The organism is Geodermatophilus sp. SYSU D00691 (assembly GCF_054050275.1).
In genome coordinates this window covers 167,409-192,032 of the sequence record NZ_JBJGYZ010000003.1, presented here as the reverse complement: position 1 = coordinate 192,032, position 24,624 = coordinate 167,409, and the positions used below count along the sequence as shown (strand labels likewise).

Genomic DNA, 24,624 nt, shown 5'->3' with positions numbered 1-24,624 from the left:
GTACCGTGGCGGGGGTGACGGACCCGGCTCCCCAGCAGTCCACCCCTCCCGCAACCACCACCCTCGGCGAGCTCCGCGACAGCGGGGCGACCTACCGCACGGTCAAGGCCGAGCTGCGCGCCAACCTGCTCGCCCGCCTGGGCGCCGGCGAGCCCACCCTGCCCGGCATCGTCGGCTTCGAGGACACCGTCGTCCCGGAGGTCGAGCGGGCCCTCATCGCCGGCCACGACCTCGTCCTGCTCGGCGAGCGCGGCCAGGGCAAGACCCGGCTGATCCGCACCCTCGTCGGCCTGCTCGACGAGTGGACCCCGGTGCTGGTCGGCAGCGAGCTCAACGAGCACCCGCTGCACCCGGTGAGCGTGTGGGCGCACCGGCAGATCGCCGAGCACGGCGACGCGACGCCCGTCGGCTGGCTGCACCGCAGCGACCGCTTCGGCGAGAAGCTGGCCACCCCCGACACCAGCGTCGGCGACCTGATCGGCGACGTCGACCCGATCAAGGTGGCCGAGGGCCGCACCCTGGGCGACCCGGAGACCGTCCACTACGGCCTGGTGCCGCGCACCAACCGCGGCATCTTCAGCGTCAACGAGCTGCCCGACCTCGCCGAGCGGATCCAGGTCGCGCTGCTCAACGTGCTCGAGGAGCGCGACATCCAGATCCGCGGCTACCGGGTGCGGCTGCCGCTGGACCTCCTCCTGGTCGCCAGCGCCAACCCGGAGGACTACACCAACCGCGGGCGGATCATCACGCCGCTCAAGGACCGCTTCGGCGCCGAGGTGCGCACCCACTACCCGATCGAACTCGTCGACGAGATCCGGCTGCTGCACCAGGAGGCCCTCACCTCCTGGGGGACGACGCACCTCGACATCCCGCTCATCCCCGAGCACCTCGTCGAGATCGTCGCCCGCTACACCCGGCTGGTCCGCGAGTCCAGCCACGTCGACCAGCGCTCCGGCGTCAGCGCCCGGTTCGCCATCGCCGGGCTGGAGACGATCGCGGCATCCGCCGTCCGCCGGGCCGCCGTCGCCGGGGAGACCCGGCCGGTCGCGCGGGTGGTCGACCTGCCGAGCATCGTCCCGGCCAGCCGCGGCAAGGTCGAGTTCGCCGACGCCGGCTCCGACCCCGACGACGAGCGCGAGCTCGAGGTGCTCGAGCACCTGCTGCGGCAGGCGACGGCGCAGACCTTCCGCGCCCGCTGCGCCGGGCTCGACCTCACCGGGCTGCAGGAGCACTTCACCGGCGGCGAGACCGTCGAGTCCGGCGAGCTGGTGCCGGCAGCGGCCCTGCTCGGCCAGCTCGGCACGATCCCCAAGCTGGCCGAGCTGCTCGGCCGCGTCGGCGTGCCCGAGGGCGAGCAGTCGGCCGAGCAGGCGGCCGCGGCGGTGGAGTTCGCCCTCGAGGGGCTCTACCTCACCCGCCGGCTGGCCAAGGACACCGACGGCGCCCGCACCGTGTACGGGGCCTGAGGTGGCGCGCCCGCACGGCGGTCGCGGCTACCGCTACGGCCGGTGGCGGGGCGGTCCCGACCCGCTCGCCCCGCCCTACGACCTGGGCGACGCCGTCGACGAGATCGGCGACTCGGTGCTCGGCGGCAGCGGGGTGCGGGAGGCGCTGCGCGAGCTGCTGCGCCGCGGCATGCAGGGCCGGCGCGGCCTCGACGAGCTGCGCCGCTCGGTGCGCGACCGGCTCCGGCAGGCCCGCACCGCCGGCCGCATGGACGGCACCCTGCAGGAGGTCCGCGAGCTGCTCGACCGGGCGCTGGAGGCCGAGCGCCGCGAGCTGTTCCCCGACCCCGACGACGCCGCCCGGCTCGCCGAGGCCGAGCTCGACGCGCTGCCGGAGGACACCGCCGGCGCCGTCCGGGCGCTCAAGGAGTACCCGTGGCGCTCGCCCGAGGCCCGGCAGGCCTACGAGCAGATCCAGGACCTGCTCCGCCGGGAGGTGCTCGACAGCTCCTTCTCCTCCATGAAGCAGGCGCTGGAGAACGCGACGCCCGAGGACATGCAGGCGGTCAAGGACATGGTCGCCGACCTGTCCAACCTCCTCGACGCGCACAACCGCGGTGAGGACACCGACGAGCAGTTCCGCGACTTCATGGACAAGCACGGGCAGTTCTTCCCGGAGAACCCGGAGACGATCGACGAGCTGATCGACTCCCTCGCCCGCCGGGCGGCCGCGCAGGAGCGGATGATGGCCGGGATGTCGCCCGAGCAGCGGGCGGAGCTGGCCGACCTGATGGCCCAGACCATGCAGGACATGGGCCTGGCCAGCGAGATGGCCCACCTGCAGGACGCCCTGCGGCAGGCCCGGCCGGACCTGCCCTGGGGGCAGCGCGGCCAGGTCCCGGACGGCGCCGAGTCGCTCGGTCTCGGCGACGCGACGACGGCGGTCGCCGAGCTGGCCGACCTGGAGGCGCTGTCCAACCAGCTCTCCCAGGGCTACGCCGGCGCCTCGCTGGCCGACGTCGACGAGGAGCTGCTCGAGCGGGCGCTGGGCCGCAACGCCGTCGACGACCTCGCGGCGCTGCGCCAGCTGGAGCGGGAGCTCGAGCGGCAGGGCTTCCTCAACCGCAGCGACGGCAAGCTGGAGCTCTCCCCCAAGGCGGTGCGGCGGCTGGGCGCCACCGCGCTGCGCCGGGTGTTCGCCAAGCTGCAGGCCACCGGGCGCGGCGAGCACGACGTCGCCGACGCCGGCGCCGCCGGGGAGCTCACCGGCAGCTCGCGCGAGTGGCGCTTCGGCGACGAGCAGCCGCTCGACGTCGTCCGGACGGTGAAGAACGCCGTCCTGCGGACGGCGCACGAGCCGAAGCCGGACGGCGGGCGGGCCGTGCACATCGCCGTCGAGGACTTCGAGGTGGTCGAGACCGAGCGGCGCACCGGTGCGGCCGTGGCCCTGCTGGTCGACCTCTCCTACTCGATGGCGCTGCGCGGCACGTGGGGCGCGGCCAAGTCGACGGCGATGGCCCTGCACTCGCTGGTGACCACGCGGTTCCCGCAGGACGCGATCCAGATCATCGGGTTCTCCTCCACCGCGCAGGTGCTGCGGCCCGAGACGCTGGCCGAGCTGTCGGTGGACACGCTGCAGGGCACCAACCTGCAGCACGGGCTGATGCTGGCCCGCCGGTTCCTGGCCCACCACCGCGACGCCGAGCCGGTGGTGCTCATCGTCACCGACGGCGAGCCGACGGCCCACCTCGAGGACGACGGGACGCCGTTCTTCTGCTGGCCGCCGATGCCCGAGACGATCGCCCGCACCGTGGCCGAGGTCGAGCGGGTGGCCCGGTCCGGCGCGACGGTGAACGTGTTCGCGCTCGACCCCGACCCCGGGCTGGTGCACTTCGTGCACGACCTGACCCAGCGGGCCGGCGGGCGGGTGTTCACCCCCGACAGCGACCGCCTCGGCGAGTACGTGGTGGCGGACTACCTGAGGACCCGGAGGGGCCGCCGGGCGCGCTGAGACAATGGCGGCGTGAGCTCCGAGGCGTTGACCGGCACCATCACGATCGAGAAGGTCGACGCGGCGGCCACCTACCCGCTGCGCATGCAGGAGCTCCGCGAGGGCCGGCCGCCGGAGATCGAGGAGGACGACGCCCCGTACACGCTGCACCTGGCCGCCCGGCTGGACGACGGCGCGATCGTGGGCGTCGTCCGCTTCCACCCCCGCGACTGCCCCTGGCGGGACACCGAGGGCTCCTGGCAGCTGCGCGGCATGGCCACCGACCCGCGCGTGCGAGGGCTCGGCGTCGGGCGGGCGCTGGTCGCCGACGGGCTGATCCGGGTCTCCGCCCTGGGGGCGCAGCTGGTCTGGTGCGACGCCCGCAAGGCCGCCGTCGGGTTCTACGAGCGCATCGGGTTCAGGGTCGTCACGGAGGAGTACGACCTGCGCCCGGTGGGCCCGCACCGCGGCATGCTGATCGAGCTACCGATCCGCTGAGACCCCCACCGGCTCCGGCCCGCTGGAGCTGACCCCCGGGATCACCCCGGCGCGGAAGGCGTCGACGAAGAGCCGGTGGTCCTCCTGGGTGCGGCGGGCGTAGTCGTGCGCGAACCGCACCAGGTCGGCGACGAACTCCTCCCGCCGGTCGCCGATCATCGCCGTGATCGCCTCCTCCGTCTGGAAGGGCACCAGGGTGTGGTCGCTGTCGGCGTCCCCGACGCAGTGCATCTTCGCCGTCGCCCGGCCCAGCTGGGTCATCACCGGGCGCATCTGGGACGGCTCGGTGAGGTCGTCCCAGTCGAAGTCGACCTCGTAGGGCGAGAGCTCGGCCACGCCGAAGCCCACCCCGCCGATCTCGGTCCAGCCCACGAACTGCGAGGTGTGCGCCTGCAGCGCCCGCCGGCTCGTCGCCGTCCGGTGGCCCTCGTGCTCGAAGTACCCCCTGATCTCGGGGTCGGTGACGATCCGGCTCGGCGCGGCGACGTTGCCCTGCTTGATCGACAGGACGACGTCGTTCTCCAGCGCCTGGTCGTAGCCCTCCAGCAGCACGTTGTAGGCGGGCAGCCCCGCGCTGCCGATCCCGAAGCCGCCGGTGCCGACGACGTCCTTGACGTCGTAGGCCACGTCCCGACGGCGCGCCGGCGGGTGCACGGTCTGCCGGTAGCGCTCGACGGCGGCCAGCACCTCCTCGCGCTCGCCGTCGTCGAGGCGGCGGTTGCGCGAGGTGTCGGCGAACCGGCGCTCGAAGCGCTCGACGACCGTCAGCCGGTCGAGCAGGGCGATCCGCGTGCGGGCGCTGGTCTCCAGGATGACGTCGTGCACCGCGCCCTCGGTGTTCTCCCGCACCAGGGCGAAGGAGCGGTCCTCGTCGGAGTGCGTGAAGGCCTCGACCTGGTCGAGGTAGGCGGTGAGGTAGCGGCGCAGCAGCTCCTCGATGACGTCGTCGGAGAGCGCCTTGCGCCAGGCCAGCAGGGCGAAGCTCGCGACGAACCGGCGCAGGTCCCAGCTGACGTGCCCCAGGTAGGCCTCGTCGAAGTCGTTGACGTCGAAGACGATGCGCCCCGACCCGTCCATGTAGGTGCCGAAGTTCTCCGCGTGCAGGTCACCCTGGATCCACACGCGGGCCGTCCGCTCGTCGCACCACGGATCGTCGGACGTCGCCATGTCGGCGTAGAACAGGCAGGCGGACCCGCGGTAGAAGGCGAAGGGGTCGGCCGCCATCTTCCGGAACTTCGTCCGGAAGGCGTCGGCGTCGGCGCGCATGAGATCGGCGAAGGCGTCCACGAGGACGTCGACGATCACCCGGCTGCGCCCTTCGGCCTGGTCGGGGGACACCTCTACGGGGGACGACGGCACGGGCACACCGTAGGGGGCCGATAGCCTGCGGAGGAGGGTTGAGGTCCTACCGGGGGGAGGACGGGAGGCAGCATGACCAGGGCGAGCGTGGCACGACGGCTGGCGGCGGGCGCTGCCTACGGCGGCGGGGGCGTCGGCCTCGCCGGCGCCGGGCTCCTCGCCCTGCTCAGGGAGCAGGCGCGCTCCGCCCGGCGCAGGGTCGAGGCCCGCACCGCCAAGGACGACCCGCCCTCGGGCAACGGCGTCTACGGCCGCGGGCGCGGTAAGCCGCTCGTGCTCGCCGTCCTGGGCGACTCCAGCGCCGTCGGCCTCGGCGTCGAACGGGCCACCGAGACCCCCGGCGTGCTCATCGCCGCCGCCCTGGCCGAGCTCGCCGAGCGGCCGGTCCGGCTGGTGCGGCTGGCCGTCTCCGGGGCGGTCTCCCGCGACCTCGACGGCCAGGTCTCCAAGGCGCTGGCCGAGCACCCCGACGTCGTCCTGATCATGATCGGGGCGAACGACGTCACCAGCCGCACCAGGCCGGCGGTCTCGGTGCGGCACCTGGCCGACGCCGTGTCCCGGCTGGTCGACGCCGGCTGCCAGGTCGTCGTCGGCACCTGCCCCGACCTCGGCACCATCCGGCCGATCGGCCAGCCGCTGCGGCTGCTGGCCCGGCGGTGGAGCCGGCAGATGGCCGCCGCGCAGACCATCGCCGTCGTCGCGGCCGGCGGGCGGACCGTGTCGCTGGGGTCGATCCTCGGGCCGTCCTTCGCCAGCGACCGCACCCTGTTCAGCTCCGACGAGTTCCACCCGAGCGCCGCCGGCTACGCGGCCGCCGCCGCCTGCCTGCTGCCGTCGGTCGCCGACGCCGTCGGGGTCTGGCCGGCCGCCGCCGACCGCGCCCGCGGGCCGCTGCGCCGCGAGACGGTGCGGCCGGTCGCCCAGGCGGCGGCGCGCGCGGCCAGCCGCCCGGGCACCGAGGTCCAGCCCACCGAAGTGCGCGGGTCCGACACGGGTCCGCGCGGGCCGTGGGCGCTGCTGCGCCGGCGCCGTCCCACCGAGCTGCCCACCCCCGAGCAGGCGCAGGAGGCGGCGGAGACGCCCGTCGGGGGCTAGGGCTCCGATCCCGGCTACCCGGGAGTAGTTTCGCGGGTGTTCCGCCGTCCGGAGCTCCACCGTCGGAGCCCGCACCCCTGGGAGGCCCCGTGCCCGAAGCCGTCATCGTCGCGACCGCCCGCTCGCCCATCGGTCGCGCGTTCAAGGGGTCGCTCAAGGATCTGCGGCCCGACGACCTGGCCGCCACGATCGTGCGCGCGGCGCTGGACAAGGTGCCCGAGCTCGACCCGCACGACATCGACGACCTGATGCTCGGCTGCGGGCTGCCCGGCGGCGAGCAGGGCTACAACATGGGTCGCGTCGTCGCCGTCCTCCTCGGCATGGACCACCTGCCGGGGACGACGGTCACCCGCTACTGCTCCTCCTCGCTGCAGACCACCCGGATGGCGCTGCACGCGATCAAGGCCGGCGAGGGCGACGTGTTCATCTCGGCCGGCGTGGAGATGGTGTCGCGGTTCGTCAAGGGCAACTCCGACTCGCTGCCCGACACCCACAACCCGGTGTTCGCCGACGCGCAGGCCCGGGTCGCCAAGGTGGCCGAGAGCGGCGCCGACTCGTGGACCGACCCACGGGAGAGCGGTGAGACCCCCGACATCTACGTCGCGATGGGGCAGACGGCGGAGAACCTCGCCCTGCTCAAGGACGTCTCGCGGCAGGAGATGGACGAGTTCGCCGTCCGCAGCCAGAACCTGGCCGAGCAGGCGATCGCCGACGGCTTCTGGGAGCGCGAGATCACCCCGGTGACCACGCCCGACGGCACCGTGGTCAGCAAGGACGACGGCCCGCGCGCCGGCACCACCCTCGAGGGCATCTCCGGCCTCAAGCCGGTCTTCCGCCCCGACGGCCGGGTGACGGCCGGCAACGCCTGCCCGCTCAACGACGGCGCCGCCGCGGTGGTCGTCATGAGCGACACTAAGGCTCGCGAGCTCGGCCTCACCCCGCTCGCGCGGATCGTCTCGACCGCCGTGACCGGCCTGTCGCCGGAGATCATGGGCTACGGGCCGGTGGCCGCCTCGCAGCGGGCGCTGGAGCGGGCCGGCATGACCATCGACGACATCGACCTGGTCGAGATCAACGAGGCGTTCGCCGCGCAGGTGATCCCGAGCTACCGGGACCTGGGCATCGACATCGACAAGCTCAACGTGCACGGCGGCGCGATCGCCGTCGGCCACCCGTTCGGCATGACCGGCGCCCGGATCACCGGCACGCTGATCAACGGCCTGCAGACGAGGGACAAGACCTTCGGGCTGGAGACCATGTGCGTCGGCGGCGGCCAGGGCATGGCGATGGTGATCGAGCGCCTCAGCTAGGGGGTTTCTCGCGGCGAGGCTCCTGCGGTGCTGCTGACGCCTCTGCGGTGCTGCACCACCGCAGGAGCGGAGGGAACACCGCAAGAGCGGGTGCTCTGGGGGCGATCCCGCCCTCTCCGGGTCCTGCAGGGTTCCGGTGCACGAGTTCGACCGCCCACAGGGACTCCCCCGACCCCGGACAGCGCAGTGGCCCGGCCCCCTCGCGGGGACCGGGCCACTGTCATGTGAAGGACCTCGTCCTCCCCGCCCTTCGCAAGCTCACGGCGGGGCCCGGGACGAAGCCGATCAGCTCACTCGCGGAAGTAGCTGAGCAGCCGCAGGATCTCCAGGTACAGCCAGACGACCGTGACCAGCAGGCCGAAGGCGATGTACCAGGCGAACTTCGCCGGGGCGCCGCGGCGGATGGCCTCGTCGGCCATGTCGAAGTCGAGCAGCAGCGACAGGGCCGCCACACCGATCACGACCAGGCTGAAGATGATCGCCACGGGACCGCCGTCGCGCAGGCCGAGGCCGCCCGGGGTGAAGAACGCGGCGATCCAGTTGGCCAGGACCAGGACGAGGACGCCGACCAGGGCGCCGATGATCCAGCGGGTGAACTTGGGGGTCACCCGGATGGCACCGGTCTTGTAGACCACGAGCATGCCGGCGAAGACGCCGAACGTACCGATCAGGGCCTGGATGACGATGCCCTCGCCGTAGACCTGGTTGAACGCCTCGCTGATCGCGCCGAGCGCGACACCGTAGAGCGCGCCGTAGGCCAGCGTCGCGGCCGGGTTGGCGATCTGCTTGAACGCGATCACCAGGCCGAGGACGAAGGCCACCAGCACGGCCGGCAGGGCGAAGCCCCACGCGGCCTGCCCGGGCAGCGCCCACGTGGCCGCGGCGGCGAGGACGGTCACCAGGAAGGAGATCCCCGTCTTGGTGACGACGTCGTCCATCGTCATGTAGCGGGTGGTCGACCGGGTGTACGGCGCCTGCTGGGCGGGCGCGCCGTACTGGTCGTACTGGGCCGGGGCGCCGTACTGCTGGGGCGAACCCCAGCCGCCGCCGTACTGCCCGCTCCGGGTGGCGCTGTCGAACGCGCGCCCGAAAGCCGGGTTGCTGCTGGGCATCGTCATCTCCCTGAGGGAACTGGTCGGACCGTGGGGTCCACGGTGGCGGACTCCACTCGGTCAGGTCAACGCCACACGCGGCCTGCGCGTTCCCGAGGCCCAGGGTTCACCCCGAGGGGCCGTACCCCCGGTCGGGTTCGAACCGACACTGGGACCCTTTTAAGGGGCCTGCCTCTGCCAGTTGGGCTACGGGGGCGGTGTGCGAACGGTAGCCCGGCGGGCCGCCCCGACCGCGAGCAGCGCGCGCAGCGCCGCCTCGACGGCGGCCGGCCGCGGACCGGGCAGGACGGCGGCCTGCACCTGCCGCTCCCCCGGGACGTCGGCCAGCGGCAGCGCCACCAGGCGGTGGCCGCCGACGACGACGGTGAGCTGGTGGGTGAGCGCGACCCCCTTGCCCGCCGCCACCAGCGCCTGCGCCTCGAACGGCTCGTCGCCGCGGCCGGCCAGCAGCACCGGCGGGTGCAGCCCGGCCCGGCCCAGGACGGCGTCCACCCGCCGGGCCGCCGAGCCGTCGTGCGCCCGGATCCAGGTCTCCCCCGCCAGCTCCGCCACCGGCACCGCGGCCCGCCCGGCGAGCCGGTGCCCGGCCGGCAGCAGCACCCGCAGCGGGTCGGCGAACAGCGGGAGGACGTCGACGCCGGGAGCGGGTGCCGCCGGCTCGAAGTCGTGCTCGAACACGACGGCCAGGTCCAGCTCGCCGCGGCGCAGCCCGTCGACGGCGGCCGCGCGGTCCACCAGGACGTCGACGAGCAGGATCCCGGGGTGTGCCCGGTCCAGCCGCGCGCCGACCTCGGCCGAGAGGTGCACCAGCGCCGAGAGGAACGAACCCAGCCGCACCGTGCCGCGGGACAGGCCGCGCAGCTCGCGCAGGTCGGCCTCCGCGCGCTCCACCTGCGCGGCGATCAGGTCGGCGTGGCCGAGCAGGACCCGCCCCGCCTCGGTGGGCAGCACGCCCCGGCGGGTACGGCGCACCAGGACGCTGCCGACCGCCCGCTCCAGCGCGGCGATCTGGCGGGAGACGGCGGGCTGGGTGAGGTGCAGTTCCTGGGCGGCCGCCGAGAAGGAGCCGTGAGCGAGGACCGCCCGCAGGGTGGCCACCTTGACGAGGTCCAGCATGACGGCAACGTAGGACTCGCCTGACGGATCCGCATGGATGCGCATGGCTGCCGGTGCGCACCGGGACGGTCATGGGCGAGCGGCTGCGGACCTGGGTCCTGTTCTGCGCGATCGGCCTGGTCACGGCGACCTGGGCGGCGCGGGTCCCTGCGGTGCAGGATCGGCTCGGGCTCTCCCCCGGCGCGCTGGCCGTGGTCGCGCTCGCGGTGGAGGCCGGCGCACTGTGCGGGCTGCCGCTCGGCGCGGTCGTGGTCGACCGGTTCGGGACCCGTCGGGCGATCGCGGCCGGTCTCGCCCTCTTCACCCCCGGCCTGACGACCGCCGCCCTCGCGCCGGACCTGGCCGCGCTCGCCGTGGGCCTGGGCGGCTGGGCCGCCGCCAACAGCGTGCTCGACGTGGCGATCAACGCCCAGGGCGTCGACCTCGAGCGGCGGGCCGGGCGGCCGCTGCTGTCCGGACTGCACGCCGGCCAGAGCTGCGGCCTGCTGCTGGGGGCCGGCGTCGCATTCGCCGCCACCGCCGTCGAGGTGCCCCTCCTCGCGCACACGGCGGGCGTCGCCGCGGCCGCGCTCGCCGCCGGCCTGCTCGCAACCACCGGGCTGCCGTCGGCGGGGCGGGACGGCGGCCGCTCCGCCGTCCGGCCGACCCGCGGGCTGCTGGCGCTGAGCGCGCTCGCGTTCTGCGTCTTCCTGCTGGACGGGACGGCGTCGACGTGGCTGGCCGTGCACGTCCGAGGCACCCCGGGCGGGAGCGAGGGGCTCGCCGCCGCGGCCTACCTCGGCTTCACCGCCGCGCTGCTGGCCGGCCGGCTCGCCGGGGACCGGCTGACCGCCCGGTTCGGCCGCCGCGGGCTCACCCGTACCGGCGCCGGGTTGGCCGCGGCGGGGCTCGCCACCGCCGTCCTGGCGCCGGGCACCGCGCTGCCGATCGCCGGCTGGGCGGTGGTCGGGCTGGCGCTCGCGCCGCTGGCGCCGGTGGTCCTGGCCGCCGCACCGGGCGCCGGGGCCGGCGGGGCGCCCGCCGCGCTCGCCACCGTGACGACGATCGGCTACCTGGGCTCGTTCACCGGGCCGCCCGCGGTCGGGGCCGTCGCGGAGGCGACCGGGAGCCTCGGGGCCGGGCTGGCACCGGCCGGAGCCGCCGCCCTCGCGGCCGCCGTGCTGGCCGGGCGGGCCCTCCCGGGCCGCGGCCGCTGAGCCACCTACCGTGTCGGGGACAGCGTCGTCGTCCCGGAGGTCCCATGCGCTCGCCCGCCGTCACCGTCGTCGGAGCCGGCTTCGGCGGGATCGGCATGGCGGCGCGGCTGCTGCGCGCCGGATTCGCGGACGTCACGGTGCTCGAGCGGTCCGACCGCGTGGGCGGCGTCTGGGCGGCCAACGAGTACCCGGGCGCGGCGTGCGACGTCCCGGCGTCGCTCTACTCCTTCTCGTTCGCACCGAAGACCGACTGGACCCGCCGCTACCCGCCGCAGGCCGAGATCCGCGACTACCTCGAGGAGGTCGCCCGGCGCAGCGGGGTGCTGGAGCGCACGCGCTTCGGCACCGAGGTGGTCGCCGCCCGCTTCGACGACGCGCGCGCCCGCTGGGTGCTCACCCTGGCCGACGGCACCACGCTGGAGACCGACGTCGTCGTCGCCGCCTGCGGCCAGCTGTCCCGCCCCGCCGTCCCGGCGATCCCCGGGTTGGCGACCTTCGCCGGGACGGCGTTCCACTCCTCGGGCTGGCGGCACGACCACGACCTGACCGGCCGGCGGGTCGCCGTCGTCGGCACCGGCGCCAGCGCCGTCCAGTTCGTCCCCCACGTGGCCGAGCGGGCCGCCGCGACCACGGTCTTCCAGCTCGACGCCCCGCACGTGATCCCCAAGCCCGACCGCCCCTACGGCCCGCGGCTGCGGGCGGCGTTCCGCGCCGTCCCCGGCCTGCTGGCGCTCAACCGGGCGGCGACGTACGTGCAGTACGAGGCCCGGGCGCTGGGCTTCACGCGGTGGCCAGGGCTCATGTCGCTGATCGACCGCCAGGCCCGCGGGCACCTGGCCCGCCAGGTCGCCGACCCCGACCTCCGGGCGCGGCTGCAGCCGCACGGCGTCCCCGGTTGCAAGCGGATCCTGCTGTCCGACGAATACTACCCGGCGCTGGACCGGCCCTCGGTCGACGTGGTCACCGAGCCGATCACCGGGATCCGGCCGACCGCCGTCGTCACCGCCGACGGCCGCGAGCACCCGGCCGACACGATCATCTGGGGCACCGGCTTCCGCGCCACCGAGTTCCTCGTGCCCATGACGGTCACCGGAGCCGGCGGCCGCGACCTGCGCGAGGTGTGGCGGGACGGCGCCGAGGCCCATCTCGGCATCGCCGTCGCCGGATTCCCGAACTTCTTCCTGCTCTACGGGCCGAACACCAACCTGGGCCACAACTCGATCGTCTACATGATCGAGAGCCAGATCCGGTACGTCGTCCAGGCGGTGCGGCGGCTGGCCGCCGGCGCCCAGCACGCTCGACGTCCGGCCCGAGGTCCAGCGGCGCTCCGCCGACGAGGTGCAGGTCCGGATCACCCGCACCGTGTGGGACCGCGGCTGCACCAGCTGGTACCGCACCGAGTCGGGGCGCAACACGAACAACTGGCCCGACTTCACCTTCGCCTACCGGTGGCGCACCCGCCGGTTCGACCCGGCCGACTACGTGGTCGAACCGGCCTGAGCGAGCTCGGTCGCCCGGGAGAGCACGGCGTCGAGCATCGGCTCGGTGAGCTTGCCCGTGAAGGTGTTCTGCTGGCTCACGTGGTAGCTGCCCAGCAGGGTCAGCGGGCCGCGCGGTCCCTCGAGGTGCACCTCCACCCCGTGCCCGAACGCCGGGCGGGGGCGCGGCAGCGGGTGGCCGGCGGCGGCCAGCACCGGCCACAGCGCCGTCCACCCGAACCCGCCGAGGACGACGGCGACGCGCAGCCGCGGCAGCAGCGCCAGCTCGCGGGCCAGCCACGGCGAGCAGGTGTCGCGCTCCTCGGGGGTGGGTGCGTTCGCCGGTGGGGCGCAGCGCACCGCCGCGGCCACCCGGACGTCGGTGAGCTCCAGGCCGTCCCCGATGTGCGTGGAGGTCGGCTGGTTGGCCAGCCCCGCGCGCCACAGCGCGGCGAAGATCCAGTCGCCGCTGCGGTCACCGGTGAAGACGCGGCCGGTCCGGTTGCCGCCGTGGGCCGCCGGGGCGAGGCCGACGACGGCGATCCGCGCGTCGGCGGGCCCGAGCCCGGGCACCGGGCGGCCCCAGTACTCCTCGTCGCGGAAGGAGGCGCGCTTGACCCGCGCCACCTCCTCGCGCCAGGCGACCAGCCGCGGGCAGGCGCGGCACCCGGAGACCCGGGCGTCGAGCACCGCCAGGTCGCGGACCCCGGCCGCGGAGCGGACGACGCCGGCGGCGCTGCGGGTGACCGGGAACCCGGCCTCGTCGACGGCCACGACGACATCCGATCACCCGGCCCCGGTCGGGGGATCGCCGGGTCAGCGCCCCAGGGCGGTCATCGCCTGGTCGACGAGCTGGAACCGCTGCACGGCCCAGACGGCCGCGCCGACGGCCAGCAGGCCGCCGACGGTGACGACGGCGGAGCTGACCGGGTGCTGCCGGGCGTGCCGCCAGGCGTCCCGGGCCTTGCGGGCGAACGAGGCGAACAGCCGGCGCGCCCAGTCGAACTCGGTCGACCAGACCCAGAGGCCGGCCAGCACGGGCGGGATGGTGAGCGGGCCGGGCAGCACGGCCAGCGCGACGCCGAGGGCGACGAGGAGCAGCCCGGCGAGGAAGACCCCGACCCGCCAGAGCCGGGCCACCGACGGCTTCCGGTGCACCCGGTCCCGGAAGGAGCCCGGCCGGATCGGCCTCGGCCGCCCGAGACCGTCGGCGCAGCTCTCGCAGCGGGTCGCGCCGGGCGCGGCCGGGCGGGCGGTCCTCTCGGCGGTGAGCGTCATGCCGGGGGGGCTACCCCGCACGGCGCCGTCCGATTCCCGAAGGGCGCGACCGGATGGCGGACGACGGATCAGCCGCGGGCGAGGCGCAGCGCGATCCCGTCGAGGATGTCGTGCTCGCTGACGACGACCTCGTCGAGGGCGAAGGCGTCCATGAGCACGCGCAGCACCAGCGCCCCGGCGCCGATCACGTCGACCCGCCCGGGGTGCATGACCGGCAGCGCGGCCCGCCGCGACCGGGTGGCGGTGAGCAGGCCGGCGGTCACCGACCGGACGGCGGAGACGGGGATCCGCGAGCCGTGGATGGCCTCGGCGTCGTAGTGCGGCAGCTGCAGCGCCAGCGCTGCGACCGTGGTGACCGACCCGGCCAGGCCCACCAGCGTGGCGGCCTCGGCGACCGGCACCGCCTCGGCCACCAGCGCCAGCGCGGCCCGGATGTCGGCCTCGGCGCGCTGGATCTCGTCGGCGGTGGGCGGGTCGCCGGCCAGGTGCCGCTCGGTGAGCCGGACGCAGCCGACGTCGACCGAGCGGGCGGCGCGGACGCCGGCGGAGTCGCCGAGCACGAACTCGGTCGACCCGCCGCCGATGTCGACGACGAGGAACGGCGGCCGGGGCGCGGGGTTGCCGTGCGCCCGGGCGGCGGCGTCCAGCGACGCGGTGGCCCCGAGGAAGGACAGCTCGGCCTCCTCGCGGCCGGTCACGACGTCGGGCAGCTTGCCGAGGGTCGCCTCGACCATCTGCTCGAAGTCCGCCCGGTTGGCCGCGTCGCGGGTGGCACTGGTGGCCACCATGCGCACGGCGGTGGCACCCAGCTCGCGGGCGGTGGCCGCGTACTCCTCGAGCACCCGGCGGGTGCGCTCGATCGCCTCCGGCGCGAGCCGGCCGGTGGCGTCGACGCCCTGCCCGAGCCGCACGACCTCCATCCGGCGGACCAGGTCGACGTGCGGCCCGTCCTCGGGGACGTCGGCGACCAGCAGGCGGATCGAGTTGGTGCCGCAGTCGATCGCGGCCGCACGCGTCATCCGTCGTCCTCCGGCAGGGCGCAGGGACCGTTCGCCCACCACTCCCCCATCGCCTCGACCGCGCGGTCGCCGATCGGGTTCACGCCCGGCCCGGCGGCCAGCGCGTGCCCGGCGAGGGCGTGCAGGCACTTGACCCGGTCGGGCATGCCGCCGGCGGTGTTGCGGGTGGGCAGCTCGCCGCGGGCGTCGCGCTCGGCGAGGTAGACCTCGTGCGCGGCGCGGTAGCGCGCGGCCAGGTCGGGGTCGGTGCCCAGCTCGTCCTGCCACTCCCGCATCCGCCCGGTCGACTCCAGGCGGCTCGCGGCGGCCGACGCCCGCGGGCAGGTCAGGTAGTACAGCGTCGGGAACGGCGTGCCGTCCTCCAGGCGCGGCGCCGTCTCCACGACGTCGGGCTGCCCGCACGGGCAGCGGTGGGCCACCGCGGCCAGCGCGCGCGGCGGCCGCCCCAGCTGGCGGGCGACGACGTCGCGCTCGGCGGGGGTGACGGCGGGCCGGGCGCCGGGGGGCACCGGCCGGGGCACGGGCTCGGGGGCGGGCTCAGCCACCGGACCCCGCCGGGTCGCCGTCGGCGGTCGCGACGGACTGCATGAGCCCCTCGTACCACGACGGCCGGGTCGCCGAACCCGTCGGCTCCTCGGGCAGGGTGCCGGCGTCACCCTCGACGGTCGCGCCGTCGACGACGACCACCAGCCGGTCGCCGGGCAGCACGTAGGTCAGCCGCTCGCGGGCCTCCCGCGCCGTGTGGTCGGGATCGGCCTGCCGGTCGAGCTCCTCCTCCAGCTCCTGCGCCCGCTGCTCGAGCTCGGCGCGCTCGGCGGCCAGCTGCACCAGCTCCGCGCGGCCGGCGAGGAACTGCCGCACCGGGCCGGCCAGGGTGAGCGCGAGCAACAGCACCAGGGCGCCGAGCAGCACCGCCCGGCCGGTGAACAGCGGCCGCCGCCGGGTGCCGGTGGCGCGGGCGGGACGGCGGACCGAGCGCCGCTGCCCCGGCCGGCTGGGCGCGGTCGAGCGGGCACCGGTGCGCACCGGGCCGGTGTGCACCGGCCCGGTGGCGCGGGGAACGCCGCGGCCGCCGGCCCGCCGTCCGGCCGCGGCCCCCCGCCGACCCCGGACGCTGCTCATCGTCCGACGGACCTCAGCGGGCCAGGCGGGGGAACGCGGCGGCGCCGGCGTAGCGGGCGGCGTCGTCGAGCTCCTCCTCGATCCGCAGGAGCTGGTTGTACTTGGCCACCCGCTCGCTGCGCGCCGGGGCGCCGGTCTTGATCTGCCCGCAGTCGGTGGCGACGGCGAGGTCGGCGATCGTGGTGTCCTCGGTCTCGCCCGAGCGGTGGCTCATCATGCAGCGGTAGCCGCTGCGGTGGGCCAGGCTGACCGCGTCGAGGGTCTCGGTGAGCGTGCCGATCTGGTTGACCTTGACCAGCAGGGCGTTGGCGGCGCCGCGGGCGATGCCGTCGGCCAGCCGCGCCGGGTTGGTGACGAACAGGTCGTCGCCGACGATCTGGATCCGGTCGCCGAGGGCGTCGGTGAGAGCCACCCAGCCGTCCCAGTCCTCCTCCGACAGCGGGTCCTCGATCGAGACGATCGGGTAGGCGCCGACGAGCTCGGTGTAGTACTCGGTCATCTCGGCCGAGGACAGCGTCCTGCCCTCGAAGGTGTAGCCGCCGTCCCCGTGGAACTCCGTCGCCGCCACGTCCAGGGCGAAGACGATGTCGTCGCCGACGGTGTAGCCGGCCTGCTCGACGGCGCGCGCCATGAGGTCCAGGGCCGCCCGGTTGCTCGACAGGTTCGGCGCGAAGCCGCCCTCGTCGCCCAGGCCCGTGGCCAGGCCCTCCTTCTTCAGCACCGACTTCAGCGCGTGGTAGGTCTCCGCGCCCATGGCGAGCGCCTCGGCGAAGGTGCCGGCGCCGATCGGGGCGATCATGAACTCCTGCACGTCGACGTTGCTGTCGGCGTGGGCGCCGCCGTTGAGGATGTTCATCATCGGCACGGGCAGCAGGTGCGCCGACGGGCCGCCGACGTAGCGGAACAGCGGCAGGCCGGCGGAGTCGGCGGCCGCCCGGGCGACGGCGAGGCTGACGCCGAGCAGGGCGTTCGCGCCGAGCCGCGACTTGTCGGGCGTGCCGTCGAGGTCGAGCAGCCGCTGGTCGAGCAGCCGCTGCTCGGCGGCGTCGTAGCCGACCAGCTCGGGGCCGATGACGTCGAGGACGCCGTCGACGGCCTTGGTCACGCCCTTGCCGCCGTAGCGCTCACCCCCGTCGCGCAGCTCCACGGCCTCGAAGGCGCCGGTCGAGGCGCCGCTGGGGACGGCCGCGCGGGCGATCGTCCCGTCGTCGAGGGCGACCTCGACCTCCACGGTGGGGTTTCCGCGCGAGTCGAGGATCTCCCGCGCGCCTACGGCGTCGATGCTGGGCACGGGGGCAGCCTATCCAGCCCGGCGCGGCCGGCCGTGCGCACCGCGTCGGTGCCGCCGGTCCTGCGACGATGGACGGCGATGAGCACCCCCGCCGCCCCGGCCCGACCGCACCGGCGGGCGGCGGCCCAGCTGCTGCTCGGCTACCTCCCGCTGCTCGCCGTCGGGCTCGTGCTGCTCGCCGTCCTCGCCCTGCGGCTCTCGGCGGCGCGCGAGCCGCTCGCGGCCGCGACCGCCACCACGACGGCCGACGTCGTCGCCGACGGACGGGCCCCGGACGGCCGCGGGGTGGCGGTCAGCTTCGACGAGGACGGCGCCCGGCGCACCGGCACCCTGGTCCTGCGCGAGCCGGTCGACGTCCCCGCCGGCGCGCAGGTCGCCGTGCGGTACGACCCCGACTCGCCGCCGGAGGACACGGCCGTCTACACCGACGGCGACGCGGCGCACCGCGCGGTGGCCGACCTCGTCTTCGGCCTCGGGGTGACCGTCGCCGTCCTGCTGGTCGCCTCGGCGGTCACCGGGCTGCGGGTGCTCTCCCGGCGGCGGCTGCGCGGGGCGCCCGCGACCGACGCGGTGGGCACCCGGGTCGTCGTCCGCCAGGGACTGGTCGTGCGCAGCTGGCTGGAGCTGGGTACCGGCCGGGGCGAGCGGTGGGTGCCGGTGCACTGGTCGCCGGAGCTGGCCGCGCTGGAGCCCGACGGACCGGTGCAGCTGCGCGGCGACCTCGCCGGGCGCGCCGTGCTGCCGGTGGTCGACGGCGCGGAGGTGTGGCCCTCCGGCCGGCTGCGGTCGCGGCCGCCGCGCGGCGAGCGGGCCGTCGTCGTGCCGGCCGACGCCCCCGCCGGGCCGCCGACCTGGGCCCGGCAGGTGCGCAGCGACGTGGTCGTGGTGATCGCCGCGCCAGTGCTCGGCCTGCTGTGGGCCTACCTCGACGGCAGCGGGACGGCGGGCTTCGTGTTCGCGACCGTGCTGGCCGCGGCGGTGCTGTTCTGGCTGGCCCAGCTGCTCGGCTCGGACCCCAGCCCGCCGCCCCGGCCCAGCCGGCGCTGAACGCCTCCGCGCGGCGCCGCCCGATGCCGCATCGGGCGGTGGCGGGATGACTCACGCCCCGGCTTCGGCGTCCAGCTCCCCGGCGTAGCGGCGGACCGCCTCGCGCAGCGCGTCCTCGGCGTCCCAGCCGCGCTCGGCGGCGGCGACGACCAGCCCGAACAGCTGCTCCCCGAGCGCCTCGGGGCTGTCGACCGCCAGCTCCCCCGCCGGCGGCGTCGACAGCCCGGCCCGGGCCGCGCGGCGGACGAGGGCGGCGCCCCACGAGGCGGCGGGCTGGGAGCGCGAGACGCCCTCGGTGGGCGAGCGGCGCTGCTTCTCCGCCTTCTTGATCTCCTCCCAGCCCGCCTCGACCGCGGCGACGTCCCGGGGGCCGGCGTCGCCGAAGACGTGCGGGTGCCGGCGGACGAGCTTGTCGACGAGGTCGCCGGCGACGTCGTCGATGTCGAAGCGCCGGTCGCCGTCGGCCTCCGCGGCGACGCGGGCGTGGAAGACGACCTGCAGCAGCACGTCGCCGAACTCCTCGCGCATGGCCGCGGCGTCGTCGTCGACGACGGCGTCGTAGGCCTCGTGCGCCTCCTCCAGCAGGTAGCCGCGCAGCGAGGCGTGCGTCTGCTCGGCGTCCCAGGGGCAGCCGCCGGGCGAGCGCAGCCGGTCCATGACGGCGACCACGTCGAGCAGCCGGGCGCCGGCCGGCGGCGGCACCAGGGGCACGCCCGCCAGCTCCCCGGCCGTGCCCAGGCAGACGACGTCGTCCGGCCGGGCCTGCGCGGTGGCGAGGTCGGCCACGTCCCCGACAGCGTTCCCGGCCGCGCGCAGGGCCGCGGCGGTCGCGGCGGCCCCGGGCAGGGCCAGCACCGGCTGCCCATCGCTCACCGCGCGCCACGCGGCGGGGTCGAGCAGGGCCGGCCGGTACGGGCTCACGGGGACGCCGAGCGCGACGGGCACCGGCGTCAGCCCCCGGTCGTGCCCGACGCGGGCTCGTCGCCGTCGAGGATGTCGACCACGCCCTCGTCGGCGGGGACGACGGCGTTCTCCTCGAGGACGCCGTAGCGCGGGTTCACCGTGATGTCGAGATCGTCGCGGAAGTCCTGCACGACGGCCTGGACCTCGTCGTCGATCCCCGAGGAGGCGGCCTCCTCCAGGTCGCCGCGCACGTCCTCGAACGGCTGGACGGTGATGTCGGCGACGAAGGCGACCACCACGCCGAGCCCCTCGACCGGCAGCGTGAACCCCTGCCCGGCCGGCGTGGCCAGGATGCGCTCGGCCAGCGCCTGCGGCAGCGCGTCGGGGGCGCGCGTCTCGGGCTGGGCGAGGGTGGCGTCACCGGGGAAGGCGGCCGCGACCACCGGGTAGCTCGCCGGGTCGGCGGTCAGCTGAGCCAGGACGGCGTCGGCGGCCGGCTGGTCGGGCACGGTGATGTAGCCGAACACGTACTGCTGGAACTGCTCCGGGTTCGCCTCGTACTGCTGCCGCAAGGTCTCCTCGGAGACGGCGTCGTCGAGCCCCTCGGCCCGGGCGATGTCCTGCCGGACGAGCTGCTGGCGGACGTTCTCGAAGACGTCCGCGCGGCCGATGCCCTGCGCTGCGAGCTGCGCGTAGACCTCGTCGGGGTCGTTGCCCTCCAGCAGGTCGTCGATGCGGTCGCGCACCTGCGCGTCGGTGACCGACACGTCCCAGCGCTCGGCGGCGGCGGCGTAGACCTGCTCGCCGACGAGCAGGCTGAGCACCTGCCGGGTGAAGGCGTCCGGGTCGGCCTCGGCGAACGCGGCGACGTCCTCGTCCTCCAGCCGGGCGTCCACCGCGCTCTCCAGCTCGGTCACGGTGATCTGCTCGTCGCCGACATAGGCGGCCACGTTGGGCGAGGTCCGGCAGCCGGCCAGCCCCGCGACGGCGAGGACGGCGGCGGCCCCGGCCAGGACGACCCGGGGAACACGACGCGTGCGCACGCCGCGAGACTCCCACACCGGCCGGAGCGCACGTCGCAGGCGGCCGGCAGCGATGAGTTCTGCGGGGCGCGTGGGTCGTCGTCCTCGTGGAGACCATCGCCGAGAGGTACCGCCGTCGCGCCGCCGCGTTCGAGCGCACGGTCACCGCCGTGCGGGCCGACCAGTGGTCGCAGCCGTCCCCGTGCGCCGCCTGGACCGCCCGCGACGTCGTCGCCCACGTGGTGGGCATGCACGCGGAGATGCTGCGGCCGGTCGGGCGGACCCTGCCGCCGGCCGGCGACGACCCCCTCGTGGACTTCCGCGCGGCCCGCGCCGCGGTGGAGGCCGTCCTCGGCGACCTCGAGCTGGCCGCGACCGCCGCGGACACCCCGGCCGGCCGGCTGACCGTGGAGGAGCACGTCGACCAGGTGGTCAGCGACGACCTGGTCGTCCACCGGTGGGACCTCGCCCGCGCGACCGAGCAGGACGGCCTCATCGACCCGGGCGACGTGGCGCAGCTGTGGGCGGCCGCGACCGCCGTGCCCGCCGAGCTGATGCAGCGGTTCCGCACGCCGGGTGCGTTCGGGCCGGGCATCGAGGTGTACGGCGCCGAGGTCCCGGTCGACGAGGCGGCGCCGCTGCAGGACCGGCTGCTGGGCTTCCTCGGCCGCGACCCCCGCTGGAAGCCCTGAGCGGAGTCCCACGGCCGCACTTCCCGCGCCGTGGGACTCCGCGACGTCAGGAGGCGGCCTTCTGCGGCTCCTGCAGCAGGGACGTCAGCAGGGCGTGCAGGTTCTCCAGCAGGGCGACGTCGCGCAGCGGGGTCCGGCGGTCGGGGCCGACGGGCACCTTGAGCGAGATCGTCTCGACGGCGGCCTTGTAGGTGGCGCCGTCGGCGAGCCGGGCGAGACGCATCTGCTTGGACTCGGGCAGCGGGACCGGCGAGATGCGGATCGCCCGCCCCTGCAGCGACACCTCGGTGATGCCGAGCCGCCGCATGGCCGCGCGGAACCGGGCGACCGCCAGCATGTTCAGCACCGGGGCCGGCGGGGCGCCGTAGCGGTCGGTCAGCTCCTCGAGCACCGCCTGCGCCTGGTCGTCGTCCTGGACCGAGGCCACCTTGCGGTAGGCCTCCATGCGCAGCCGCTCCCCCGGCACGTAGTCGTGCGGCAGGTGCGCGTCGACCGGCAGGTCGACCCGCACCTCCAGCGGCTCGGCCGGCGCCGCCTCGCCGCTGACCTGCGCGCGGTAGTCGGCCACCGCCTCGCCCACCAGCCGGACGTAGAGGTCGAAGCCGACCCCGGCGATGTGCCCCGACTGCTCGCCGCCGAGCAGGTTGCCCGCGCCGCGGATCTCGAGGTCCTTCATCGCCACCGCCATGCCGGCGCCGAGGTCGGTGTTGTGCGCGATCGTGGTCAGCCGGTCGACCGAGGTCTCGGTCAGCGGCCGCCGCGGGTCGTAGGTGAAGTAGGCGTAGGCGCGCTCGCGACCCCGGCCGACGCGGCCGCGGATCTGGTGCAGCTGCGAGAGGCCGAAGGTGTCGGCCCGGTCGACGATCAGCGTGTTGGCGTTGGGGATGTCCAGGCCCGACTCGACGATCGTCGTCGCGACCAGGACGTCGTACTCCTTCTCCCAGAAGCCGACCATGATCCGCTCGAGCTCGTGCTCCTTCATCTGCCCGTGGCCGACGGCCACCCGGGCCTCGGGCACCAGGCCGCGGATCTTCGCCGCCGCCTTGTCGATCGACTGCACCCGGTTGTGGATGACGAAGACCTGGCCGTCGCGCAGCAGTTCGCGGCGGATCGCCGCCGCCATCTGCTTGTCGTCCCACGCGCCGACGTAGGTCAGCACCGGGTGCCGCTCCTCGGGCGGGGTGAGGATCGTCGACATCTCGCGGATGCCGGTCAGCGACATCTCCAGGGTGCGCGGGATCGGGGTGGCCGACATCGACAGGACGTCGACCGCCGTCCGCATCGTCTTGAGGTACTCCTTGTGCTCGACGCCGAAGCGCTGCTCCTCGTCGACGATGACCAGCCCGAGGTCCTTGAACCGGGTGGTCGGCTGCAGCAGCCGGTGGGTGCCGACCAGGATGTCGATCTGCCCGTCGGCCAGCTCCTGCAGGATCTGCCGCGACTCGGCGTCGGACTGGAACCGGGAGAGCACCCGCACCTTCACCGGGAACTGGGCGACCCGCTCGGAGAAGGTCTTGTAGTGCTGGTTGGCCAGCAGCGTCGTCGGCACCAGGACGGCGACCTGCTTGCCGTCCTGCACCGCCTTGAACGCGGCCCGCACCGCGATCTCGGTCTTCCCGTAGCCGACGTCGCCGCAGATGATCCGGTCCATCGGGACCGGCTGCATCATGTCGGCCTTGACCTCGTCGATCGCGGCGAGCTGGTCGGGCGTCTCCTGGAACGGGAAGGCGTCCTCGAGCTCGCGCTGCCAGACGGTGTCCGGCCCGAAGGTGTGGCCCCTGGTGGCCATCCGCGCGCTGTAGAGCCGGATCAGCTCGGCGGCGATCTGCTTGACCGCCCGGCGCGCCTGGCCCTTGGTCTTCTGCCAGTCGGCGCCGCCGAGCTTGGACAGCGCCGGCTGCTCGCCGCCGACGTAGCGGGTGAGCTGGTCGAGGGAGTCGGTGGGCACGAACAGCCGGTCCGGCGGCTGGTTCCGCTTGCTCGGCGCGTACTCGACGATCAGGTAGTCGCGCTGCCCGCCGTTGACCGTGCGGCTGATCATCTCGACGTAGCGGCCGATGCCGTGGTGCTCGTGGACGACGAGGTCGCCGGGCTGCAGCTGCACCAGGTCGACGGCGTTGCGCCGGCGGGCCGGCATCTTCACCGCGTCGCGCATGGTGGTGCCGCGCTGGCCGGTGAGGTCGTGCTCGGTGAGCAGCGCCAGCCCCACGCCCGGGAAGGCGAACCCGGTCTCGAGGTTGCCCTGGGTCACGTGCGCCAGGCCGGTCTCGGGGGCGGTGCCGATATCGGGGACCAGCCGGACGCCGAGGTCGGCCTCGGTGAACTGGTCGGCGGCGCGCTGCGCCGGGCCGGGACCGGCGAAGGTGACGACGACGGCCCACCCGTCGCGGGACCACGAGCGCAGCCGGTCGATCGCCTTGGGCAGGTCACCGGAGAAGCGGTCGACCGTGGTCGCGTCGAGGGTCACCTGCCGCTCGTCGTCCTCGGCCTGGAGGGTGAACGCGCCGGTCGTCCACCACGGCAGCCCGCGGCCGCGGGCGGCGGCCTCGACGTCGGCCAGCTCCCGGAAGGACGACGCCCCGAGGTCCAGCGGCGCCTCGCCGGCCTCCGCGGCGGTCGCCCAGGAGGCGGCGAGGAACTCCTCGGCGGTGCGCACCAGGTCGGCCGACCGGCTGCGCACCCGCTCGGGGTCGCAGACCAGCACGTGCGTGCCGCTCGGCACGAGGTCGGTGAGCAGCTGCAGCTCGCCGCGGATGAGGGCCGGCGTCAGCGACTCCATGCCCTCCACGGCGATGCCCTCGGCCAGCTTGCCGAGCACGTCGACCAGGCCCGGGTGCTCCGCGGCCAGCTCGGCGGCGCGGGCGCGGACGTCGTCGGTGAGCAGCAGCTCGCGGCACGGCGGCGCCCACAGCCGGTCGGGCCGCTCGTCGAGCGAGCGCTGGTCGGCCGCGGAGAAGTAGCGCAGCTCGTCGACCTCGTCGCCCCAGAACTCCACGCGCACGGGGTGCGGCTCGGTCGGGGGGAAGACGTCGAGCAGGCCACCGCGGACGGCGAACTCGCCGCGCTTCTCCACGATCTCGACGCGGGTGTACGCCGCCTCGACCAGGGCGCGGGCGACGTCGTCGAGCTCGGCGGAGTCCGCCGGCGCCAGCTCGACCGGGACCAGGTCGCCCAGCCCCGGGGCCAGCGGCTGCAGCACGCTGCGGACCGGGGCCACCAGCACGTCGATCGTGCCGTTCGCGCCGGGGTGGGTGAGGTCGCGGAGCACCGCAAGCCGGCGGCCGACGGTGTCGGCGCGGGGCGAGAGCCGCTCGTGCGGCAGGGTCTCCCAGGCCGGGAAGGTCTCGACCCGGCGCTCGGGGAGGAAGCAGCGCAGCTGGGCGGCGACGGCGTCGGCGTCGCGCTCGCCCGCGGTGACGACCAGCACCGGCACCCCGCCGTCGTCGCCGCCGCGGGCCAGGGCGGCCGCGACCAGCGGCTGCACCGGCGGCGCGGCGGTGACGGCCAGCTCGGCGGCCCCGGCCGACGCGACGACGCGCGCCATGCCCGGGTCGGTGAGGACGACGTCCAGCACGCCGCGCAGGGTCACGAGGATCGACTCCCGAGGATCACCGGCCCCGCGACGGTGCCGCCGAGTGCGGCGGGGGCCGG

The 24,624-nt window shown here is 75.4% G+C and carries 22 protein-coding genes, 1 tRNA gene and 1 pseudogene; 10 read left to right on the top strand and 14 right to left on the bottom strand.

Annotation, left to right across the window (positions count from 1 at the left end):
- The first annotated feature begins 14 nt into the window (after window positions 1-14).
- From ACI797_RS03580 to ACI797_RS03570, 3 genes are read left to right on the top strand one after another with little or no spacing between them, the layout of a single operon-like run.
- Window positions 15-1,466: a sigma 54-interacting transcriptional regulator gene (locus ACI797_RS03580; RefSeq protein WP_456857138.1), complete on the top strand. Its 1,452-nt coding sequence runs from the start codon at window positions 15-17 to the stop codon at window positions 1,464-1,466.
- Between the two features lies 1 nt (window position 1,467).
- Window positions 1,468-3,456 (top strand): VWA domain-containing protein, encoded by a 1,989-nt coding sequence (locus ACI797_RS03575; protein ID WP_456857137.1) that lies wholly within the window; start codon window positions 1,468-1,470, stop codon window positions 3,454-3,456.
- A 12-nt stretch (window positions 3,457-3,468) separates the two neighbouring features.
- Window positions 3,469-3,933 carry a GNAT family N-acetyltransferase gene (locus tag ACI797_RS03570; protein ID WP_456857136.1) on the top strand — a complete coding sequence of 155 codons (465 nt, stop codon included), beginning with the start codon at window positions 3,469-3,471 and terminating at the stop codon, window positions 3,931-3,933.
- Here the strand turns inward: ACI797_RS03570 and ACI797_RS03565 are convergent.
- Window positions 3,919-5,292, bottom strand: coding sequence for a DUF2252 domain-containing protein (locus ACI797_RS03565; RefSeq protein ID WP_456857135.1), 1,374 nt, complete (start codon window positions 5,290-5,292; stop codon window positions 3,919-3,921). The genes ACI797_RS03570 and ACI797_RS03565 overlap by 15 nt on opposite strands.
- Before the next feature lie 72 nt (window positions 5,293-5,364).
- Between ACI797_RS03565 and ACI797_RS03560 the strand changes: the two genes are divergently transcribed.
- Both ACI797_RS03560 and ACI797_RS03555 read left to right on the top strand, forming a co-directional pair.
- On the top strand, window positions 5,365-6,387 hold the full coding sequence (locus tag ACI797_RS03560) for an SGNH/GDSL hydrolase family protein (protein ID WP_456857134.1): 1,023 nt from the start codon (window positions 5,365-5,367) through the stop codon (window positions 6,385-6,387).
- A gap of 89 nt (window positions 6,388-6,476) precedes the next feature.
- On the top strand, window positions 6,477-7,697 hold the full coding sequence (locus ACI797_RS03555; protein WP_456857133.1) for an acetyl-CoA C-acetyltransferase: 1,221 nt from the start codon (window positions 6,477-6,479) through the stop codon (window positions 7,695-7,697).
- Between the two features lie 290 nt (window positions 7,698-7,987).
- Here ACI797_RS03555 and ACI797_RS03550 read toward each other — a convergent pair whose 3' ends face one another.
- The 3 genes from ACI797_RS03550 to ACI797_RS03540 form a co-directional block, all read right to left on the bottom strand.
- Window positions 7,988-8,809, bottom strand: coding sequence for a Bax inhibitor-1/YccA family protein (locus ACI797_RS03550; RefSeq protein WP_456857132.1), 822 nt, complete (start codon window positions 8,807-8,809; stop codon window positions 7,988-7,990).
- A 122-nt stretch (window positions 8,810-8,931) separates the two neighbouring features.
- Window positions 8,932-9,005, bottom strand: a tRNA-Leu gene (locus tag ACI797_RS03545).
- Window positions 8,996-9,925: a LysR family transcriptional regulator gene (locus ACI797_RS03540; RefSeq protein WP_456857131.1), complete on the bottom strand. Its 930-nt coding sequence runs from the start codon at window positions 9,923-9,925 to the stop codon at window positions 8,996-8,998. Before ACI797_RS03540 ends, ACI797_RS03545 begins: the two co-directional genes overlap by 10 nt.
- Before the next feature lie 53 nt (window positions 9,926-9,978).
- Here ACI797_RS03540 and ACI797_RS03535 point away from each other — a divergent pair, with 53 nt between their 5' ends.
- Together ACI797_RS03535 and ACI797_RS03530 are read left to right on the top strand one after the other, a co-directional pair.
- Window positions 9,979-11,121 (top strand): MFS transporter, encoded by a 1,143-nt coding sequence (locus ACI797_RS03535; RefSeq protein ID WP_456857130.1) that lies wholly within the window; start codon window positions 9,979-9,981, stop codon window positions 11,119-11,121.
- Window positions 11,122-11,165: 44 nt separating this feature from the next.
- A pseudogene (locus tag ACI797_RS03530) lies at window positions 11,166-11,705 on the top strand (flavin-containing monooxygenase); the annotation flags it as partial.
- A 341-nt stretch (window positions 11,706-12,046) separates the two neighbouring features.
- Here ACI797_RS03530 and ACI797_RS03525 read toward each other — a convergent pair.
- Window positions 12,047-12,202: a hypothetical protein gene (locus tag ACI797_RS03525; RefSeq protein WP_456857129.1), complete on the bottom strand. Its 156-nt coding sequence runs from the start codon at window positions 12,200-12,202 to the stop codon at window positions 12,047-12,049.
- A gap of 257 nt (window positions 12,203-12,459) precedes the next feature.
- Here ACI797_RS03525 and ACI797_RS03520 point away from each other — a divergent pair, with 257 nt between their 5' ends.
- Window positions 12,460-12,621 (top strand): hypothetical protein, encoded by a 162-nt coding sequence (locus ACI797_RS03520; RefSeq protein ID WP_456857128.1) that lies wholly within the window; start codon window positions 12,460-12,462, stop codon window positions 12,619-12,621.
- On the opposite strand, the gene ACI797_RS03515 is transcribed toward ACI797_RS03520, so the two are convergent.
- The 6 genes from ACI797_RS03515 to eno form a co-directional block, all read right to left on the bottom strand.
- Window positions 12,600-13,373 carry a uracil-DNA glycosylase gene (locus ACI797_RS03515; protein WP_456857127.1) on the bottom strand — a complete coding sequence of 258 codons (774 nt, stop codon included), beginning with the start codon at window positions 13,371-13,373 and terminating at the stop codon, window positions 12,600-12,602. The genes ACI797_RS03520 and ACI797_RS03515 overlap by 22 nt on opposite strands.
- A gap of 42 nt (window positions 13,374-13,415) precedes the next feature.
- Window positions 13,416-13,877 (bottom strand): PGPGW domain-containing protein, encoded by a 462-nt coding sequence (locus ACI797_RS03510; protein WP_456857126.1) that lies wholly within the window; start codon window positions 13,875-13,877, stop codon window positions 13,416-13,418.
- 68 nt (window positions 13,878-13,945) lie between these two features.
- Window positions 13,946-14,896, bottom strand: a complete 951-nt coding sequence (locus tag ACI797_RS03505; protein WP_456857125.1) for a Ppx/GppA phosphatase family protein — start codon at window positions 14,894-14,896, stop codon at window positions 13,946-13,948.
- Window positions 14,893-15,441: a DUF501 domain-containing protein gene (locus ACI797_RS03500; RefSeq protein ID WP_456857124.1), complete on the bottom strand. Its 549-nt coding sequence runs from the start codon at window positions 15,439-15,441 to the stop codon at window positions 14,893-14,895. The genes ACI797_RS03505 and ACI797_RS03500 overlap by 4 nt, the downstream gene beginning before the upstream one ends.
- Window positions 15,434-16,018, bottom strand: a complete 585-nt coding sequence (locus tag ACI797_RS03495; protein WP_456857123.1) for an FtsB family cell division protein — start codon at window positions 16,016-16,018, stop codon at window positions 15,434-15,436. Before ACI797_RS03495 ends, ACI797_RS03500 begins: the two co-directional genes overlap by 8 nt.
- 13 nt (window positions 16,019-16,031) lie before the next feature.
- The gene (gene eno / locus ACI797_RS03490; protein WP_456857122.1) at window positions 16,032-17,309 is read right to left on the bottom strand and encodes a phosphopyruvate hydratase; all 1,278 of its coding nucleotides are present in this window, start codon (window positions 17,307-17,309) and stop codon (window positions 16,032-16,034) included.
- A 78-nt stretch (window positions 17,310-17,387) separates the two neighbouring features.
- Here eno and ACI797_RS03485 point away from each other — a divergent pair, with 78 nt between their 5' ends.
- Entirely contained in the window at window positions 17,388-18,356 is a 969-nt protein-coding gene (locus tag ACI797_RS03485; RefSeq protein ID WP_456857121.1) for a hypothetical protein, read from the top strand.
- 51 nt (window positions 18,357-18,407) lie between these two features.
- Here ACI797_RS03485 and ACI797_RS03480 read toward each other — a convergent pair whose 3' ends face one another.
- Window positions 18,408-19,301 carry a MazG family protein gene (locus tag ACI797_RS03480; protein WP_456857120.1) on the bottom strand — a complete coding sequence of 298 codons (894 nt, stop codon included), beginning with the start codon at window positions 19,299-19,301 and terminating at the stop codon, window positions 18,408-18,410.
- Window positions 19,302-19,306: 5 nt separating this feature from the next.
- Complete coding sequence (locus ACI797_RS03475) at window positions 19,307-20,302, bottom strand: peptidylprolyl isomerase (RefSeq protein ID WP_456857119.1); 996 nt, start codon at window positions 20,300-20,302, stop codon at window positions 19,307-19,309.
- An 86-nt stretch (window positions 20,303-20,388) separates the two neighbouring features.
- Here ACI797_RS03475 and ACI797_RS03470 point away from each other — a divergent pair, with 86 nt between their 5' ends.
- Window positions 20,389-20,973, top strand: a complete 585-nt coding sequence (locus tag ACI797_RS03470; protein WP_456857118.1) for a TIGR03086 family metal-binding protein — start codon at window positions 20,389-20,391, stop codon at window positions 20,971-20,973.
- Window positions 20,974-21,019: 46 nt separating this feature from the next.
- On the opposite strand, the gene mfd is transcribed toward ACI797_RS03470, so the two are convergent.
- Window positions 21,020-24,562: a transcription-repair coupling factor gene (gene mfd, locus ACI797_RS03465; protein ID WP_456857117.1), complete on the bottom strand. Its 3,543-nt coding sequence runs from the start codon at window positions 24,560-24,562 to the stop codon at window positions 21,020-21,022.
- Between the last annotated feature and the right edge of the window lie 62 nt (window positions 24,563-24,624).

Excerpts from the sequence above, each read along its gene's own strand:
- ACI797_RS03560 (WP_456857134.1), top strand. The coding sequence starts at position 5,365 with ATGACCAGGGCGAGCGTGGCACGACGGCTGGCGGCGGGCGCTGCCTAC.
- ACI797_RS03550 (WP_456857132.1), bottom strand. The coding sequence starts at position 8,809 with ATGCCCAGCAGCAACCCGGCTTTCGGGCGCGCGTTCGACAGCGCCACC.
- ACI797_RS03540 (WP_456857131.1), bottom strand. The coding sequence starts at position 9,925 with ATGCTGGACCTCGTCAAGGTGGCCACCCTGCGGGCGGTCCTCGCTCAC.
- ACI797_RS03525 (WP_456857129.1), bottom strand. The coding sequence starts at position 12,202 with ATGGGCACGAGGAACTCGGTGGCGCGGAAGCCGGTGCCCCAGATGATC.
- ACI797_RS03510 (WP_456857126.1), bottom strand. The coding sequence starts at position 13,877 with ATGACGCTCACCGCCGAGAGGACCGCCCGCCCGGCCGCGCCCGGCGCG.
- ACI797_RS03505 (WP_456857125.1), bottom strand. The coding sequence starts at position 14,896 with ATGACGCGTGCGGCCGCGATCGACTGCGGCACCAACTCGATCCGCCTG.
- ACI797_RS03495 (WP_456857123.1), bottom strand. The coding sequence starts at position 16,018 with ATGAGCAGCGTCCGGGGTCGGCGGGGGGCCGCGGCCGGACGGCGGGCC.
- ACI797_RS03485 (WP_456857121.1), top strand. The coding sequence starts at position 17,388 with ATGAGCACCCCCGCCGCCCCGGCCCGACCGCACCGGCGGGCGGCGGCC.